The 15940-nt window shown below is 67.0% G+C and carries 13 protein-coding genes; 2 read left to right on the top strand and 11 right to left on the bottom strand.

The features are described 5' to 3' along the window. Positions 1–14: 14 nt before the first annotated feature. The 11 genes from GS424_RS08430 to GS424_RS08380 form a co-directional block, all read right to left on the bottom strand. Positions 15–512, bottom strand: coding sequence for a YajQ family cyclic di-GMP-binding protein (locus GS424_RS08430; RefSeq protein ID WP_154331904.1), 498 nt, complete (start codon positions 510–512; stop codon positions 15–17). A 143-nt stretch (positions 513–655) separates the two neighbouring features. Beyond that, a complete protein-coding gene (locus tag GS424_RS08425) occupies positions 656–1795 on the bottom strand; it encodes a helix-turn-helix domain-containing protein (protein ID WP_244977710.1) in 1140 nt (379 codons plus the stop codon). 4 nt (positions 1796–1799) lie between these two features. After that, positions 1800–4331 (bottom strand): FtsK/SpoIIIE family DNA translocase, encoded by a 2532-nt coding sequence (locus GS424_RS08420; protein ID WP_160941575.1) that lies wholly within the window; start codon positions 4329–4331, stop codon positions 1800–1802. Positions 4332–4431: 100 nt separating this feature from the next. Beyond that, positions 4432–6387 (bottom strand): ribonuclease J, encoded by a 1956-nt coding sequence (locus GS424_RS08415; protein WP_114532765.1) that lies wholly within the window; start codon positions 6385–6387, stop codon positions 4432–4434. 214 nt (positions 6388–6601) lie between these two features. Continuing rightward, positions 6602–7498 carry a 4-hydroxy-tetrahydrodipicolinate synthase gene (dapA, locus tag GS424_RS08410; RefSeq protein WP_154331902.1) on the bottom strand — a complete coding sequence of 299 codons (897 nt, stop codon included), beginning with the start codon at positions 7496–7498 and terminating at the stop codon, positions 6602–6604. Positions 7499–7599: 101 nt separating this feature from the next. Then, positions 7600–8367 (bottom strand): 4-hydroxy-tetrahydrodipicolinate reductase, encoded by a 768-nt coding sequence (gene dapB / locus GS424_RS08405; RefSeq protein WP_160941576.1) that lies wholly within the window; start codon positions 8365–8367, stop codon positions 7600–7602. Between the two features lie 174 nt (positions 8368–8541). Beyond that, positions 8542–10779: a polyribonucleotide nucleotidyltransferase gene (gene pnp / locus GS424_RS08400; protein WP_114532759.1), complete on the bottom strand. Its 2238-nt coding sequence runs from the start codon at positions 10777–10779 to the stop codon at positions 8542–8544. A 154-nt stretch (positions 10780–10933) separates the two neighbouring features. Next, on the bottom strand, positions 10934–11221 hold the full coding sequence (gene rpsO / locus GS424_RS08395; protein ID WP_009307039.1) for a 30S ribosomal protein S15: 288 nt from the start codon (positions 11219–11221) through the stop codon (positions 10934–10936). A 251-nt stretch (positions 11222–11472) separates the two neighbouring features. Continuing rightward, positions 11473–11925: a GNAT family N-acetyltransferase gene (locus GS424_RS08390; RefSeq protein WP_160941577.1), complete on the bottom strand. Its 453-nt coding sequence runs from the start codon at positions 11923–11925 to the stop codon at positions 11473–11475. 49 nt (positions 11926–11974) lie between these two features. Next, positions 11975–13129 carry a sensor histidine kinase gene (locus GS424_RS08385; RefSeq protein WP_160941578.1) on the bottom strand — a complete coding sequence of 385 codons (1155 nt, stop codon included), beginning with the start codon at positions 13127–13129 and terminating at the stop codon, positions 11975–11977. Between the two features lie 12 nt (positions 13130–13141). Further along, on the bottom strand, positions 13142–13840 hold the full coding sequence (locus GS424_RS08380; protein WP_160941579.1) for a response regulator transcription factor: 699 nt from the start codon (positions 13838–13840) through the stop codon (positions 13142–13144). A 268-nt stretch (positions 13841–14108) separates the two neighbouring features. Between GS424_RS08380 and GS424_RS08375 the strand changes: the two genes are divergently transcribed. Together GS424_RS08375 and GS424_RS08370 are read left to right on the top strand one after the other, a co-directional pair. Beyond that, positions 14109–14786, top strand: a complete 678-nt coding sequence (locus GS424_RS08375) for a leucine-rich repeat domain-containing protein (RefSeq protein ID WP_160941580.1) — start codon at positions 14109–14111, stop codon at positions 14784–14786. 25 nt (positions 14787–14811) lie between these two features. Further along, entirely contained in the window at positions 14812–15918 is a 1107-nt protein-coding gene (locus GS424_RS08370) for a 3'-5' exonuclease (RefSeq protein ID WP_160941581.1), read from the top strand. Positions 15919–15940: the final 22 nt, after the last annotated feature.

The raw sequence follows: 15940 nt of genomic DNA, 5'->3' as shown, positions 1-15940 counted from the left end.
ATGGCGCGACCGTCCTAGCGGTAGTTGACGAACTGGAGCGGCTGGCCGTAATCGTTGCCCTTGAGGAACGCGATGACCTCCTGCAGCGCATCGCGCGACGGCGAGCTGACGCGCAGCTTGTCGCCTTCGATCTGCACCTTCACCTTGAACTTCTCGGCCTTGATGTCCTTGTTGATCTTGCCGGCCACGTCCTTCTCGATGCCTTCGACGATGGTGGCCTTCTGGCGCACGCTCTGGCCGGCGGCCGCCTCGGGCTCGGCCCACTGCACGGCGGCCAGGTCGATGCCGCGGCGGATGAGCTTCGAGCCGATGACGTCGATGACCTGCTTGGCCACGAAGTCGGCCGGAGCCGCCACCGTCATGGTCTTGTTCGCCTTGTCGAGCGAGATCTCGGCGCCCGAGTCCTTCAGGTCGTAGCGCTGGGCGAGTTCCTTCTTCGCTTGCTGGAAGGCGTTGTCCACTTCCTGCATGTCGACCGTGGACACGACGTCGAAGCTGGATTCCTTGGCCATGAGCGTTCCTTTCCGTGCGACGCGGCCCGCGCTTGCGGGCCGCTCGAATTTTCGTTTGCGCACAGCATAGCGCATTTTCGTGCTCAGACCGGCAATTTCAGAGGCGCTCCACGACGAATGGGCGCCCTCGACCGGCGGGTTTCCTACGCCCCGGTCGAGCCGTCGTCCGTTCCCGTGCCCGCATCCGCGTCTCCCGCGTCGGCGCTGCCCGCGTCCTTCTTCTTCGCGTCCGGATGGTCTTCGTACCACTGATCCAAGTAGGCGTCGAAGTCCACCGTGGCCATCGGCATGCCGCTCGCGTCGGAGCCGTCGAAGACGACCGCCTCGCCGTCCGCGGTGATGGTCACGCCGTCGCTCGCCCAGGCCGCGAACGTCCACACGTCGCCCTCGGCGAGCTCGACCGTCTCCTCCTCGCCGCCCGAGAACATGCTCTCCGTCGCCACGCCGTCCTGCGTGATGACCGCGTACACGGGGGTGTTCTTCGCGATCGAGTACGTCACCTTCAGGGTCGTCGGCGCGGTTTCCGCGGGCGCGGCCTGCGGCTGGGAGTTCTCGCCGTCGCCGTCCGTGCCGCTGCCGTCCTTCGTCGGATCGGTGACGCCCGTCACCGGCAGCTTCGTCAGATCGTCGTTCGAAGCGCCGCCGGCGTTGCCGAACACCAGCACGAGCACCACGATGAGCAGCACGAGGATCACGCCGCCGGCGATGATGAACGGCAGCTTCGACTGCACGACGCTCGAGGCCTTCGGCCCGGCGTAGAAGTTCGTGTACTCGGCGTTCGGCAGCGCCGCGTGGCGGCTGGGGTGCGTGCGGTCCTCGGAGTAGAGGCGCCCCGCCCCGCCGCTGCGCGTGCCGTAGTCGCGGCCGTAGTCGCGCCGATCGTCGTACATGGTGCGCCCGAGCGCGTTCTGCCGCGGGGGGCGCTCGTCGGCCTGCTGCGCGGGGCGGGCGCCTTGGCGCGCGGACGAGCGCGCGGTGCGCGACGTGCCGCCCATGTCGAAGCCCGAGGGCTGCGCGTCGTTGCGGGCGCGTCCCACCTGGTAGGCGTAGGCCTCGTCCAGGTACATGCGCGTCATCTCGGTGGGGTTGAGGCCCACGAGGCGCGCGTAGGCGTTCACCATGTTGCGCGCGTAGCCGCGCGGGGGCATGCGCGAGAAGTCGTCCTCCTCGATGGCGCGGAGGATGTCGGGCCGGATGCGGAGCCGCCGCGCGGCCGTCGCGAGGTCGTAGCCCTTGCGCTCGCGGGCCTCTCTCAAAATGGTTCCGAATGTCACCTGCGCCACCTCGTCACTCCTCCGGGCTCGCCGCGTCGTGCGCCTCGAAGGCCTTCAACGTCTCGAGCTCCATGGCGTCCACGAGCACTTCGCGGGGCTTGCTGCCGTTCGGCGATCCCACGACGCCCTTTTCCTCCAGCATGTCCATTATACGCCCAGCGCGCGAATAGCCCACCTTGAGGCGGCGCTGGATGTTCGAGGTTGATCCGAGGCCGCTCGACACCACGATGTCGGCTGCCTCCCAGATGAGCGGGTCGTCGTCGGAGACGCCGCCGCCCGAGCCGTCGGGCTGCGACGCGCCCAGCGTGATGAGGTTCGTCTGCAGGATCTCGGAGTGGTACTCGGGCTCGCCCTGGTCCTTGAGCATGGCCACCACGGCGTTGATCTCGTCCTCCGACACGTAGCAGCCCTGGATGCGCTGCGGCCGGGCGAACTCGGGCTTCGACAGCAGCAGGTCGCCCAGGCCGATGAGGTTCTCGGCGCCCGGCGTGTCGAGGATGACGCGGCTGTCGATGCCGCTGGCCACGTTGAACGAGATGCGGTTCGTGATGTTGGCCTTGATGAGGCCCGTCACGACGTTCGTGGACGGGCGCTGCGTGGCCACGATGAGGTGGATGCCGGCCGCGCGCGCGAGCTGCGCGATGCGGCTGATGGAGAACTCGACTTCCTTGCCCACGTTCATCATGAGGTCGGCCAGCTCGTCGATGATGATGACGAGGTAGGGCAGCTCGGCGCCCATCTCGCCGGCGGGCGGCTCCTCGCCGGCCTCGACGGCCCTCTGCTGGGCGGCGATCTCGGCCTGCACCTTCGCGTTGTACTGGCCGATGTTGCGGGCGCCCACCTTCGAGAACACCTTGAGGCGGCGCTCCATCTCGGCCACGCCCCACGACAGCGCGCTGGCCGCCTCGCGCGGCTCGGTGACCACGGGGACGTACAGGTGCGGGATGCCGTTGTAGGGCGTGAACTCCACGCGCTTCGGGTCGATCATGATGAAGCGCACCTCGGAGGGCGTGGCGCGCATGAGGATGGACATGATCATGGCGTTGATGGCCACCGACTTGCCCGAGCCCGTGGTGCCGCCGATGAGCAGGTGGGGCATCTTCGCGAGGTCGGAGATGATGGAGCGGCCCTCGACGTCCTTGCCGATGACGATCTGCAGCGGGCCTTCGGTGGCGTCCTTGATGACGTCGCCGAGCAGCACGCTTTGGCGCGAGCGGTTCGGCACCTCGATGCCGACGTAGTTCGTGCCGGGGATGGGCGCGAAGATGCGCACGCCCGGCGCGGCCAGCGCGAGCGCGATGTCCTGCTCGAGCGCCGTGATGCGGCTCACGCGCACGCCGGCGGGCAGGTCCACCTTGAACAGCGTCACGGTGGGGCCCGCGACCCAGCCCACGACCTCGGCCATGATGGCGAAGCTTTCGAGCGTCTCCTGGAGGCACGCGGCGGTGTCGGCCAGCTCGGCGTCGGAGGCCTTGTCCTTCTTGGAGTTCTTCGACACGGCCAGCAGGTCGGCGGGCGGCAGCACGAAGCCGTCCGCCGGGCTCGGCGCGGCCAGGGGCGTGGAGCTGGCCGACGACTTGGGGGCCGACGAAGGGCCGGCGTCCTTATCGTGCTTGCGGCCGAGCTTGCGTGTGAGCGCCTGCGGGGCCTCGCCCACCGCCTCCTCCGCGGCGGATGCGCGGCCGCCGATGACCTGCGTGGCCAGCGACTGCGACGCGCGGCGGGGCTTGCTCGGACGGGCCTTCGCGGCTTCCTTGGCGCGCGGCAGGACGTTCGTCGCGCCCGCCTCCACCACCTCGCCGGTCGTGGGCACCACGGGCACCTTCGCGCCTCCTTCGCGCCTCACGCGGGCGTAGGGCGGCGCGGCCAGCACGCCGCCGTCGCCCTCCTCGCCGACGAGCGCCCGGCGCGCGTCCTGCACGCGCTCCACGAGCTTCGACACCGAGAACCCGATGATCACGAGCCCGGCCAGGATGACGCCGACCATGACGATGCACGACACCACCTGCCCGAACAGGCTGAGGCCCACCCACGCGATGCCGGCGCCCACGTAGCCGCCGCGCGCGACGAGCTCGTCGGCCAGGAACAGCCGGTCGGTGGCGTCGGGCGCGGACTCGGGCGTGAACAGGGCCAGCATGGTGAGCACGGCCACGAAGATCATCACGAGGCCCACGGCCACGCGCAGCGGCACGCGCTCGCGGTCGAAGCGCGCGAGGAAGCTGGCGCCGATGACCAGCAGGAAGAACGGCAGCAGGTAGGCACCCAGGCCCAGCGTGAGGTGGAGCGCCGACGAGACGAACGAGGTGACCACGGCGTTCGTGGGCAGCACCGCCGCCACGAACAGCACGACGGCGAGCACGGCGAACGCCACGCCCGTGATGTCGCGGCGCGTGCGCTCGTCGAACAGGCGGGGTTCCTCCGCCGCCTGCGCGCGGGAGCCCTTGGCCTGCTTCGCCCGCTTTTCGGCGGGAGAGGCCGCCTTGCCCTTCGATTTCGCCGCGGAAGACGGTTTCGGCTTCGCGGTGCTGGATGACTGTCGGGCCACGCCCTACTCCTTTATGCTGCGTTTGATCTGCGTTTCATGAGTTCGTTTCGGCCGATGACGCGGCCGCATGCGCCCATAAGGTGCATGCGGCCATTATAGCTTAAACCTCGAGCAAGTTCACAATCACCATGGGGCGGGTTTTCGTGCGCTCCCACAGCAGCGACAGCAGGGCATCGCGCCCGGCCTTCTTCCACTCCTTCTGGCCGCCGCCCTTGCCCATGGCGCGCCCGAGGGCGCTCTTCACGGTGTTCTGCGCGTCGCGCACGAGGAAGTCGTCGTCGCCGCCCGTGATGCCGTGCATCTCGATCTGCACGCTGCCCACCACGTTCTTGCCCTTCGGCGACACCGCGGCGGCGATGGCCGCGAAGCCCTGCGAGCCCAGCGCGTTGCGCTCGTCCAGCACGCCCTGCGACGTGTCGCCCACCGACAGGCCGTCCACGAACACGATGCCGCTCTGCACGGTCTCGCCGCGGACGACGCCGTTCGACGTCAGCTCGAGGCTCTCGCCGTTCTCGCAGATGAACACGTTGTCGGCCGGCACTCCCGTGGCCTCGGCCAGGCGGGCGTGGGCGCGCAGGTGCGTCGCCTCGCCGTGCACCGGCATGAACGCCTTGGGCTTCACGATGCTCAGCACCAGCTTGAGCTCCTCGGCGCCGGCATGGCCCGACACGTGCACGCGGGCGCGGTTCTTGTCGTACACGTCCGCGCCGATCTTCGCCAGGCCGTTGATGACGCGTGTGACCGCCTTCTCGTTGCCCGGCACCGGCGTGGCCGACACGATGACCGTGTCGCCCTCGTCCATGGTGATGGTGCGGTGCTCGCCGTTGGCGATGCGGGCCAGCGCCGAGAGCGGCTCGCCCTGGCTGCCCGTGCACATGATGACCACCTGCTCGGGCGGGATGCCCTTGAGGTCGTAGGCGTCGATGAGGTCGGTGTCGCTGATGCTGAGGTAGCCCAGGCGTCGCGCGATGTCGGTGTTCTGGATCATCGAGCGGCCCGTGACCACCACCTTGCGGCCGTTGGCCACCGCCGCGTCGCAGATCTGCTGCATGCGGTGGATGTGGCTGGCGAACGACGCGATGATGACGCGCCCCTTCGCCTGCGCGATGATCTTCGCCAGCTCCTTGCCCACCTCGGCCTCCGACGGCGTGAAGTTGGGGTTCTGCGCGTTCGTGGAGTCGCTCATCATGAGGTCGACGCCGATCTCGCTGAACTTCGACAGCGCGCCGAAGTCGGTGTTCACGCCGTCGATGGGCGTCTGGTCCAGCTTGAAGTCGCCCGTGTGCAGGACGTTGCCGGCCGGGCTCTGGAAGAACACGCCCACGGCGCCCGGGATGGAGTGGTTCACGGCGAAGAACTCGGCCGTGAAGCAGCCCAGCTTGATCTGGTCGCCGGGCTTGATCTCCACGAGCTTGGCGTTCTTGATCTTGTGCTCGGCGAACTTGCCCTCGATGAGGCCGAGCGTCATCTTCGTGCCGTAGATGGGCACGTTGCGGTCGAGGTCCTTCATGAGGTACGGCAGCGTGCCGGTGTGGTCCTCGTGGCCGTGCGTGATGATGATGCCGCGCAGCTTGTCGGCGTTCTCGAGCACGTAAGTGTAGTCGGGCAGGATGAGGTCGACGCCCGGATGGTTGTCGTCGGGGAACATGAGGCCGGCGTCGTCGAGGATCATGTCGCCCTTGCACTCGAAGGCCGTCATGTTCTTGCCGATGGCGTCGAGGCCGCCGAGCGGGATGATCTTGAGCGTGGCGTTCGGATCCTTCTTCGGCGAGGCGAAGCTGCGCCGCGCGCTCTGGTCGTTGCGGTCCGCCGGGCGCTGGCCCCCCTGGGAGGCCTGCTCGCCCTTCGTCAGCTGCGGGCGCTTGTGCTCGAGCTGCACGTGCTTGTACGTGCGCGTCTTCTTGTTGTTCTGGCCGTTCTGGCCGGCGTTCTGGCCGCTTTCGCCGCCACCGTTCGCGCGGGGCGCTTTCTCACCCTTGCGCGGGGTCCCGCCGGTGCGGTTCTCCGTGCGTGCGCGATCGCTTCCGCGCTGAGCGCGCGGGTTCTTCTCTTCCATGTCGTTCCTTTTTCTCGGGCGACGGGGGGGCGCATATGCGAGGAGCCGGGGCATCCCGGCTGGTCTCGCCGCAGGTGGAAATCCGTTCGCACCTGCAAGCCCGCACATCGCGGTTATGTCATGCACCGCTTCACGCGATGCTTCGGTCCTTGCTTGCGAAACCGCTTGGACGCAGCGCTCGCGCGCGGCGTCCAAGCGGTTTCGGCGGTCGCGCTCACGCGTCGAGCACGCCCACTTCGCGCATGGTGGCGGCCAGGCGCTCGGACTGCTCGGGCGTGGCGTCCACGAGCGGCAGGCGCACGCCGCCCACGGGGAAGCCCAGCAGCTTGAGCGCTTCCTTGACGAGGATGGGGTTCGAGGTTTCGAACAGCCCCGTCATGAGCGGCATCAGGCGCTCGTTGGCCGCCGCGGCGGCCTCCCAGTCGCCGGCCGCGCACAGATCCACGATCTCCTTCATGCGCGCCGGAGACACGTTGCCGATGGTGGAGATGACGCCGGTGCCGCCGAGCTTCATGATGTCGAACGTGGCGGCGTCGTCGCCGGAGTACACGGCGAAGCCCTCGGGAGCGCCGTCGACGATGGCCTTGATCTGGTCCATCTTGCCCGACGCCTCCTTCACGGCCACGACGTTGGCGCAGTCGTGCGCGAGGCGCAGCGTGGTGTCGGCTTCCATGTTCACCACGCAGCGGCCCGGGATGTTGTACAGGATGATGGGCAGCTCGACCGCGTCGGCGATGGTGCGGAAGTGCTGGTACATGCCCTCTTGCGGGGGCTTGTTGTAGTAGGGCACCACGCACATGAAGCCGTCGACGCCGAGCTCTTGCACATCGCGGGCGAAGTTCACCGTGTCGGCCGTGCAGTTGTCGCCGACGTTCGCGATGACGGGCACGCGGTCGCCCACGGCCTCCACCACGGCGCGGAACAGCTCCATCTTCTGCGGGTAGAACACGGTCGGGCTCTCCCCCGTCGTGCCGTTGATGATGAGGGAGTCGCTGCCGCCGTCGACGAGGCGCGCGGCGAGCGCCTGAGCCTTGTCGAGATCGAGCTCGCGATTCCCATCGAAGGGCGTGACCATGGCCGGTATCATTCGGCCGAACCGGGGCTGCGACATGCTCTGACTCCTCACCTTCCACGCGCGCCGCCGAGTGCCGAGCGCGCATCCATCGTACACGAACAAGTGCCTGAACGGCTATTATGCCACGAGACGGGCCGTCAGGCCATGAAGTTCTCCAAACCTACAACGAGTCCCTCGCACGAGCCCACGCTGCGGATGCCCAGCAGCACGCCCGGCATGTACGACGTGCGCTCCCACGAGTCGTGGCGGATGGAAAGCGTCTGGCCCAGCGAGCCGAAGATCACTTCCTGGCTGGCCACGTAGCCCATCGAGCGCACCGAGTGCACGGGGACGCCGTCCACGAGCGCGCCGCGCGCGCCCTCGGCGCCCTCGATCTCGGTCTCGTTGCCCGGCGCCTCGCTCGCGCGGCCGTCGCGCGCCTCGGCGATGATCTGCGCCGTGCGCACCGCGGTGCCCGAGGGGGCGTCCTTCTTGTTGCAGTGGTGGAACTCGATGACCTCGGCCTCCGGGAAGTACGGCGCCGCCGCCTTCGCGAACTCCATCATGAGCACCGCGCCCGTCGTGAAGTTCGGCGCGTAGAACAGGCACGTGCCCGCCGGTGCGAGCGCGGCCAGCTCCTCGAGCGTCTCGTTCGACAGGCCCGTCGTGCCCACCACGCAGTCGACGCCGGCGGGAAGGGCCTCGCGCAGGTTGTCGGCGACCACGGAGGGCTGGGTGAAGTCCACGAGCACGTCGAACGCCCACGACTCGAGCGCCGCCGCCACCGTCGGGTACACGGGGAAGTCGACCTCGGGCCTATGCGGGTCGATGCCGCATGCAAGCTCCATGTCGTCCGCCGCGCGCACCGTGTCGCACACGGTCCTGCCCATGCGGCCCGCGCATCCCGCAACTGCCACCTTGATCATCGCTACCTGCCTTTCGCTTCGTTACCGTGCGTATCCTACCACGTCGAAGGCGGGGTTTGCGCGCCCGTTACCCGGTCGGCACGATTTGTCCGGGCAACGTCGCCCCCGCAACGACGAAGGGGCCGCGCGCGGCCCCTTCGCAATCAACCTTGCAGCGCGTGCGCGCCGGAATCGCTACGCGTCGTGGCGACGGCGCGGCGTGCGGCCGCCGTTGCCCTCGCGCCCGCTGCGGCCCGGACGGTTGTCGCGGCCGCCGTTGCGGTCGCCGCGATCCCCGCGGTCGCTGCGCTCGCGACGCTCGCCGCTGGGGGCGGAGCCTTCGGGAGCGTCGGGCTTGTCGAGGCGGTCGAGCGAGATCTTGCCCGTCTTCGGGTCCACCTCGAGCACTTCCACCTTGATGACGTCGCCGAGGTTCAGCACGTCCTCCACCTTGCCGACGCGGCCGTTGGCCACGCGGGAGATGTGCAGCAGGCCGTCCTTGCCGGGGGTCAGCTTGACGAACGCGCCGAAGTCCTTGATGCCCACGACCTCGCCGTCGAACTGCTCGCCCACCTCGGGCTCCTTCACGATGCCGAGGATCATGGCCTTCGCGGCCTCGCCGGCCGGGCCCTCGATGGCGGCGATGTGGATGGTGCCGTCTTCCTCGATGTTGATGCTGGCGCCCGTCTCCTCCTGGATGCCGCGGACGACCTTGCCGCCCGAGCCGATGACGTCGCGGATCTTGTCCACCGGGATGTGGATGGTCTCGATGCGCGGCGCGAACTCGGAGAGCTCCTCGCGCGGCGCGGAGATGGTCTCCAGCATGGCGCCGAGGATGTGGGCGCGGCCTTCGCTGGCCTGCTTGAGCGCGCGGGCGAGGATCTCGACGGACAGGCCGCGGGCCTTGTTGTCCATCTGCAGGGCGGTGATGCCCTTCTCCGTGCCGCACACCTTGAAGTCCATGTCGCCGAGGAAGTCCTCGATGCCCTGGATGTCGGAGAGGATGACCACGTCGTCGCCCTCCTTGATGAGGCCCATGGCGATGCCCGACACGGGCGCCTTGATGGGCACGCCGGCGTCCATGAGGGCCAGCGTGGAGCCGCAGGTGGAGGCCATGGACGACGAGCCGTTCGACTCGAGGACCTCGGACACCACGCGGATGGCGTAGGGGAACTCGTCCTCGCTCGGCAGCACCGGGAGCAGCGCGCGCTCGGCGAGGGCGCCGTGGCCGATCTCGCGGCGCTTCGGGGCGCCCATGCGGCCGGTCTCGCCCGTGCAGTACGGCGGGAAGTTGTACTGGTGCATGTAGCGCTTGCCCTCGGCGGGGTCGATGGTGTCGAGGCGCTGCCATTCGTTCAGCATGCCGAGCGTGCAGACGGAGAGCGCCTGCGTCTGGCCGCGCTGGAACAGGCCCGAGCCGTGCACGCGGGGCAGGTAGCCCGGCACGATGTACAGCGGGCGGATGTCCTCCGGACGGCGGCCGTCGGCGCGCTCGCCCGTCTCGATGACCATGGCGCGCATGGCCTTCTTCTCGAGCTTCTTGAGCTCGGCGGCGATGTCGCCCTTCCAGGCGGCGCGCTCCTCGTCGGAGAACTGCTCCTCCTTGATGCGGGCCTTGAGCTCCTCGACCTTGCCCATGCGCGACAGCTTGTCGGCATCGTGCAGCGCGGCGGACATCTCGGCCATGAACGGCGCGACGCGCTCGGCGATGGCCGGGTCGGCGACGTGGATGGGCCACTCGCGGGGCTCGATGTTCGCGCGCTCGAGGAAGCGCTGCTGGACCTCGCAGAACGCGGCGATGGCCTCCTGGCCGAACGTCATGGCGGCCAGCATGTCCTCTTCGGAGATCTCGTCGGCGCCCGCCTCCACCATGGAGATGTAGTCGGCCGTGCCGGCGATGGTCAGCTCGAGGTCCGAGTTCTCGGACTCCTCGAACGTGGGGTTCACGATGAACTCGCCCGTCTCGACGTCGCGGCCGATGCGCACGCAGGCGGCGGGGCCGTCGAAGGGAGCCGCGCCCAGCATGAGGGCCGCGCTGGCGCCCATGACGCAGACGGTGTCGGGCGGGTTGATGCTGTCGACGACGAGCGTCGTGCACACGACGTGCACCTCGCGCTTGAAGCCGTCGGCGAAGCCGGGGCGGATGGGACGGTCCACCATGCGGGCCGTCAGCGTGCCCTTGTCGGAGGGACGCGCCTCGCGCTTGAGGTAGCCGCCCGGGATGCGGCCGACCGCGTACATCTTCTCGATGAAGTCGACCGTGAGGGGGAAGAAGTCGTAGTCCTTCTCCTCCTTCGAGATGACGGCCGTGACGAGCACGGTCGTGTCGCCCTGCGTGACGACGACCGCGCCGGTCGCCTGCTTGGCGAGCTCGCCAGTCTCCAAACGGTACTGCTTTCCGTACAGTTCGAAGGATTCGACGATTTTTTCCATATGTTGCTTTCTTTCTCTTCACCTGAACGGCCCTAGTGCCGCTCAGCTTCTTCGGCGCCGGGGTACTTACCGTTCCCCCGCCGCCGCGAGCGGATGCGCCCTTGCGTCCCGCCCGCCGTCTATGTAAAAGCCCGCCAAGGCGGGCTTTCATACGCTAGATGGTGTCGCGAATGCCGAGCTGCTTGATGAGCGTACGGTACTCCTCGATGTTGCGGTTCTTGATGTACTTCAGAAGACCGCGACGCTTGCCGAGGAGCATCATGAGGCCTCGGCGGGTGTGGTTGTCCTTCTTGTGCACCTTGAGGTGCTCGGTGAGGTTGCGGATGCGCTCGGTGAGGATCGCCACCTGAACCTCGGGACTGCCGGAATCGCCTTCGCCCTTGCCGAATTCCTTGACGAGCTCGGCGGTGCGCTCCTTGCTGATGCTGAGTTTGCTGGCCATGTGCTATTCCACCTTTCGTGCGCAGCGCCTCGTTCGGGGCGCCGCTCCCTGCACGCCTGCCCGGCCCGGGCCCGCGTGCGTCGTATGCGCGTCCCTCTGGGTGGGCATGCGGTGAACATGCGGACCAAGCGGAACGTGCCTGCGTTTTCGCAGCCCGCCTATTGTAGCGGCAAGCGGCGCGCGCGGCAAGCGGGCGACGGGGCGCCCACAGGTTCCGCACAAAGCGCCGACGATCCGTTGCCGCCCCGCCATCAGGACAGACGCAGCTCCATGAACACGTCGGCCATCGGGTTGCCGCCGTAGCGGTCGATGTCGCGGAAGCCCAGGCGCCGGTAGAGCGCGATGGCGTTCGCGCTCGTGGAGACGGTGTCGAGGCGCACGGCGTCGTACCCCCGCTCGCGCGCGAAGGCGACGGCGCGCTCGGCGAGGCGCCGGCCCCAGCCCCGGCCCTGCAGGCGCTCGAACACGAACAGCGTCTTCAGCTCGCAGGTCCGCGCGTCGAGCGCGCGCACGCCCGCGCATCCCACGACCTCGCCGCCGTCCTCGACGAGGCACCAGAGCGCCTCGTACGCCTCCTCGATGCGCATCAGGTGCGCATGGCGCCCCTCCGGGTCGAACGAGCGCCCCGACTCGGGCAGGCAGCGGCCGAGGAAGGCGAACAGCGCCTCGTTGAGCGGCGGCTCGTAGGCGACGAGCTCGATCATAGTACGGCTCCTTCTTTCCGGCACCGGTGCGGGGCTGCGCGGGGCCGCGTCACGAGCGCGCCACGCTGGGGCCTTGGGGGATCCAGATGGTGAACGAGGTGAGGCCGGCGTCGCTCGAAGCGTAGATGTCGCCGCCGTGGGCGCGGGCGATCTCGCGGGAGATGGCGAGGCCGAGGCCCGCGCCGCCCGCCTGCGACCCGCGCGACTCGTCGGCGCGGTAGAACTTCTCGAACACGCGCTCGAGGTGCTGCGGCGACAGCTCGCGGCCCTGGTCGCTCACCGTGAGCTCCCACCACACGAAGCCGTCGGCCGCCGTCACGAGGCCCGTGCGCACCTTCACGTCCGTCTCGGGGTCGGCGTAGGCCACCGCGTTCTTGATGACGTTGTTGAGCACGCGCGCCACGCGGCCCGCGTCGGCGAACACCGACAGCTCGGCCGGCCCCTCGTAGACCAGCTCGAGGCGGCGCCCCTCGGCCAGCGGGAAGAACTCGTCCATCACCTGGTTCACGAACAGCGCGCCGTCGAAGCGCGAGCGCTCGATGGGGATGGCCTGCAGGTTGTAGCGCGTGATCTCGAAGAACTCGTCGAGCAGCTCCTCGAGCCGGTAGGCCTTGTCCAGCGTGATGTTCGTGTAGCGGGCGCGCACGTCGAGCGGCAGGTCGGGCGACTCCTCGAGCAGCGTGAGGTAGCCGATGATGGAGGTGAGCGGCGTCTTGATGTCGTGCGCCAGGTACACCACCAGCTCGTTCTTGCGCTCCTCGGCCGCCTTCGCGGCGCGCTCGTTCTGCTCGGAGGCGGCCTTGATGGTGTTGAGCGCCATGGCGGTGGGCGCCAGCTCGCTCGGCAGCATGACGGGGCCGTCGCTCTTCGCCAGGATGTCGGACATCGAGTCGAGCAGCAGGTCGAAGTAGCGCAGGCCCCGGTTGATGCCCGAGCGCACCACGAGCACGATGCCCAGCACGAAGCCGATGGCCGAGCATATCATGAACGTGCTGGCGAGCATCGTGTGCAGCGTGTAGTTGTAGTCGAGCAGCTCGTAGACGGCGTTCGACACGGTCGAGCCGAACACGGTCATGAAGCCGCCGTACAGCACGAGGTATATGACCATGAACAGGATGACGTTCACCACCGTCCGGCGCAGGATGGCGTTCGAGAGCCGCTTCGTCTGGTCGATCCGCGCCTGGGAGCGCGCAGGTGCCTCCATAGCTTCCTCCTCCTAGCCCAGCTTGTAGCCGACGCCCCACACCGTTTCGACGAACTCCTGGGACGAGTCGACGGCGGCCAGCTTCTTGCGCAGATGGCGGATGTGCACCATCACCGTGTTGTTGCTCTGGGCGTTGGCCTCCTCGCCCCACACCGCCTCGAACAGGTCGCGCGAGGCCACGGGATGGCCGCTGTCGCGCATGAGGCAGGCGAGGATGGCGAACTCCTTCGGCGTGAGGCAGAGCGGCTCACCGTGCAGCGTGGCCGCGTAGGCGCTCTCGTCGAGCGCGATGCCGCCGCACTCGAGCACGCCCTGGTCGGCCGCCTTCCCCGCGTCGGCCGCCGCGCTGCGGCGCAGGCGCGCGCGGACGCGGGCGACGAGCTCGCGGGGCTTGAACGGCTTCACCACGTAGTCGTCGGCACCCAGCTCGAAACCCACCACCTTGTCGATCTCCTCGTCCTTCGCCGTGAGGAAGATGATGGGCGCCGAGCTCGTGCGCCTGAGCTCGCGGCAGCAGGCGAACCCGTCCATGCCGGGCATCATGATGTCGAGGATGACGAGGTCGAAGGGCTCGCCCGCCTGCTCGGCCAGCAGGTCGGCCGCCGCGTAGAACACCGAGGGGGAGAACCCCGCCTCCACGAGCAGCTGCCCCACCAAGTCGGCGATGGCCTGCTCGTCGTCGCACACGGCGATGCGCATCTTCGATTCCACGCGTTCCTCCTCGCTCATCTTCGCGCCCGGCGGGGCGCGCCGGGCGCCCTGCGCCCTCCGTCTCGTGCCATTGTATAAGCCTCCGCGCGCGCCCGAGCCCCTGACAAGGCAAGATTAAGGAAAACTTAAGAGACGGTGCGCATGGCGCCGACCCTTTGGAGAGATGGCGGATCGACAGCCGCAAAGGCGCCACGTGATATTCCATTCCCCTTGCGCGACTGTTACTATGATTAAATCGGTTCGGAATCGAGCGAGCAAGGAGACAAGGATGAAAAAGAGCATTCTCGGCTCATCCGTCAACTGGGAGTTCAGCCAATCCGATGGAACGCTCAGAATATCGGGAACGGGGAAGATGCCGAGATTCACCCAGAACAAGGAATCGGGACGCTTCGATGACAATCCGTGGAATTCTATAAAGAACGAGATCGCCACGTTGATCGTGGACGAGGAAGTCGTTTCCGTTTCGGGAGCGGCGTTTTGGAAATGCAAAAACCTGACCAAAGCAATCATGCCGCATGTACTGCATATACATGCTGGAGCATTTTACGAATGCAGCGCTCTTGACGAGGTTGCAGTCGAAGAAGTCGTGACCATAGGAGAAGGGGCGTTCGAGAACTGCTCTTCGCTGCGTCGGATCGCACCCGAACTGTCGCCTTCGTCGAAACGCAAAATCGAATCCTTGGTCTTTGTCGACGAATGCGCGTTTTCCGGTTGCGAAAACCTCGACAGCGTGACGTTCAGCAATCTGAAAGCGGTCGGTCGTGGGGCGTTCTATCGTTGCTCTTCGCTGCAATCGGCTTCCTGCGAAAGACTCGCCTCCATTGCAGAGCATGCGTTTAGAGAATGCTCGAGCCTGGCGGAATGCCGAGTGCGCAACGGTTGCGTAATCGCTGAAGGGGCGTTCTCGAAATCGTCGTTGTCCGCGCCGACGAAATTCATCGATTAGATCGGCTTCTTGGAGGATGAGACAGATGCTGTACACCTTTTTCGATGTGGAAACGCCAAACAGGCACAACGATCGTATTTGCTCGATCGGGGCCGTCGTCACCGATCAGGACGGTGCCATCGTAGAAAAGAAGTCGTATCTCGTAAACCCCGAATCGGGCTTCGACGACATCAACATTCGTATACACGGCATCGCTCCGACAGACGTCCTCAACGCGAAGACGTTCCCGGAGCTCTGGGATGATTCACTGTCCGCGTTCTTCCCCGTCGACGGCGTGGTTGCGCATAACGCTCGATTCGACCTCGGCGTCTTGACCAAGACGCTGGTTTCATACGGCATCCCCTCTCCCAAGATGAGCTACGCATGCACGCTCGACATGTCGAAAAGGATCGACTTCATAGGCGGCGGGAAGCTTCCACAAGTATGCGAGGCTCTGGGCATCGATTTGGCGAAGCACCATCAGGCCGAGAGCGATGCCGCGGCGTGCATGCGCGTATTCTGGACGCTCGTCAGAATGACCGGCAGCATGCCGGACTTCATAGCATACGAGCCAGGTGCGAAACGCCGCAAGCAAAGCGGAGGTCAACATCGAAGCGTCTCCGACAAGACCAAGGCCATGCAGTGGCTTATACCGTTGCTGGAAGAAGTCGTGTCCAACGGAGAGGTGTCGACGTTCGAAGCAGAGGCAGTTTTGGAGTTCTTCGGACTGCACGAAGAACTAGCGTCCGACCCTGCGCTTTCGCCCGTCGTCTCGCTGCTTCAAAACGCTATCGCAGACGGATGGATCGACGAAGCCGAGTCAAACGAGCTCGCAGGCCTCATCTCCCACATCGTCAATCCCTCCAACAGCATTGAAGGCAACGTGGGCTTCGCCGACAAAAAATTCGTGCTGACCGGTTCCTTCAACCACGGAACCAAAGATGACGTCTCGGCATTCATTCGAGGGCGCGGCGGCGAGGTGCTGCAGAGCGTCACTAAAAAATGCGATTACGTGGTCATTGGAGGATGCGGCAGCGAGGCGTACTCCCTCGGCAGTTACGGCGGCAAAGTCAAGAAGGCGCTCGACTGGCAAGCAAAAGGCGTGCCTATGCAGGTCATCGAAGAATGCGATCTATACGGCGAAGGGAAATAACTCCTCCCTCGCGGCGGCTAGA

This window comes from Eggerthella guodeyinii, from assembly GCF_009834925.2.
Taxonomy (GTDB): Bacteria; Actinomycetota; Coriobacteriia; order Coriobacteriales; family Eggerthellaceae; genus Eggerthella; species Eggerthella guodeyinii.
This window is presented reverse-complemented; position numbering and strand designations above follow the sequence as displayed.

What these genes read in the sequence shown, in the direction of transcription:
- GS424_RS08430 (WP_154331904.1), bottom strand. Translation starts at nt 512, where the DNA reads ATGGCCAAGGAATCCAGCTTCGACGTCGTGTCCACGGTCGACATGCAG.
- GS424_RS08415 (WP_114532765.1), bottom strand. Translation starts at nt 6,387, where the DNA reads ATGGAAGAGAAGAACCCGCGCGCTCAGCGCGGAAGCGATCGCGCACGC.
- dapA (WP_154331902.1), bottom strand. Translation starts at nt 7,498, where the DNA reads ATGTCGCAGCCCCGGTTCGGCCGAATGATACCGGCCATGGTCACGCCC.
- dapB (WP_160941576.1), bottom strand. Translation starts at nt 8,367, where the DNA reads ATGATCAAGGTGGCAGTTGCGGGATGCGCGGGCCGCATGGGCAGGACC.
- pnp (WP_114532759.1), bottom strand. Translation starts at nt 10,779, where the DNA reads ATGGAAAAAATCGTCGAATCCTTCGAACTGTACGGAAAGCAGTACCGT.
- rpsO (WP_009307039.1), bottom strand. Translation starts at nt 11,221, where the DNA reads ATGGCCAGCAAACTCAGCATCAGCAAGGAGCGCACCGCCGAGCTCGTC.
- GS424_RS08390 (WP_160941577.1), bottom strand. Translation starts at nt 11,925, where the DNA reads ATGATCGAGCTCGTCGCCTACGAGCCGCCGCTCAACGAGGCGCTGTTC.
- GS424_RS08385 (WP_160941578.1), bottom strand. Translation starts at nt 13,129, where the DNA reads ATGGAGGCACCTGCGCGCTCCCAGGCGCGGATCGACCAGACGAAGCGG.
- GS424_RS08375 (WP_160941580.1), top strand. Translation starts at nt 14,109, where the DNA reads ATGAAAAAGAGCATTCTCGGCTCATCCGTCAACTGGGAGTTCAGCCAA.
- GS424_RS08370 (WP_160941581.1), top strand. Translation starts at nt 14,812, where the DNA reads ATGCTGTACACCTTTTTCGATGTGGAAACGCCAAACAGGCACAACGAT.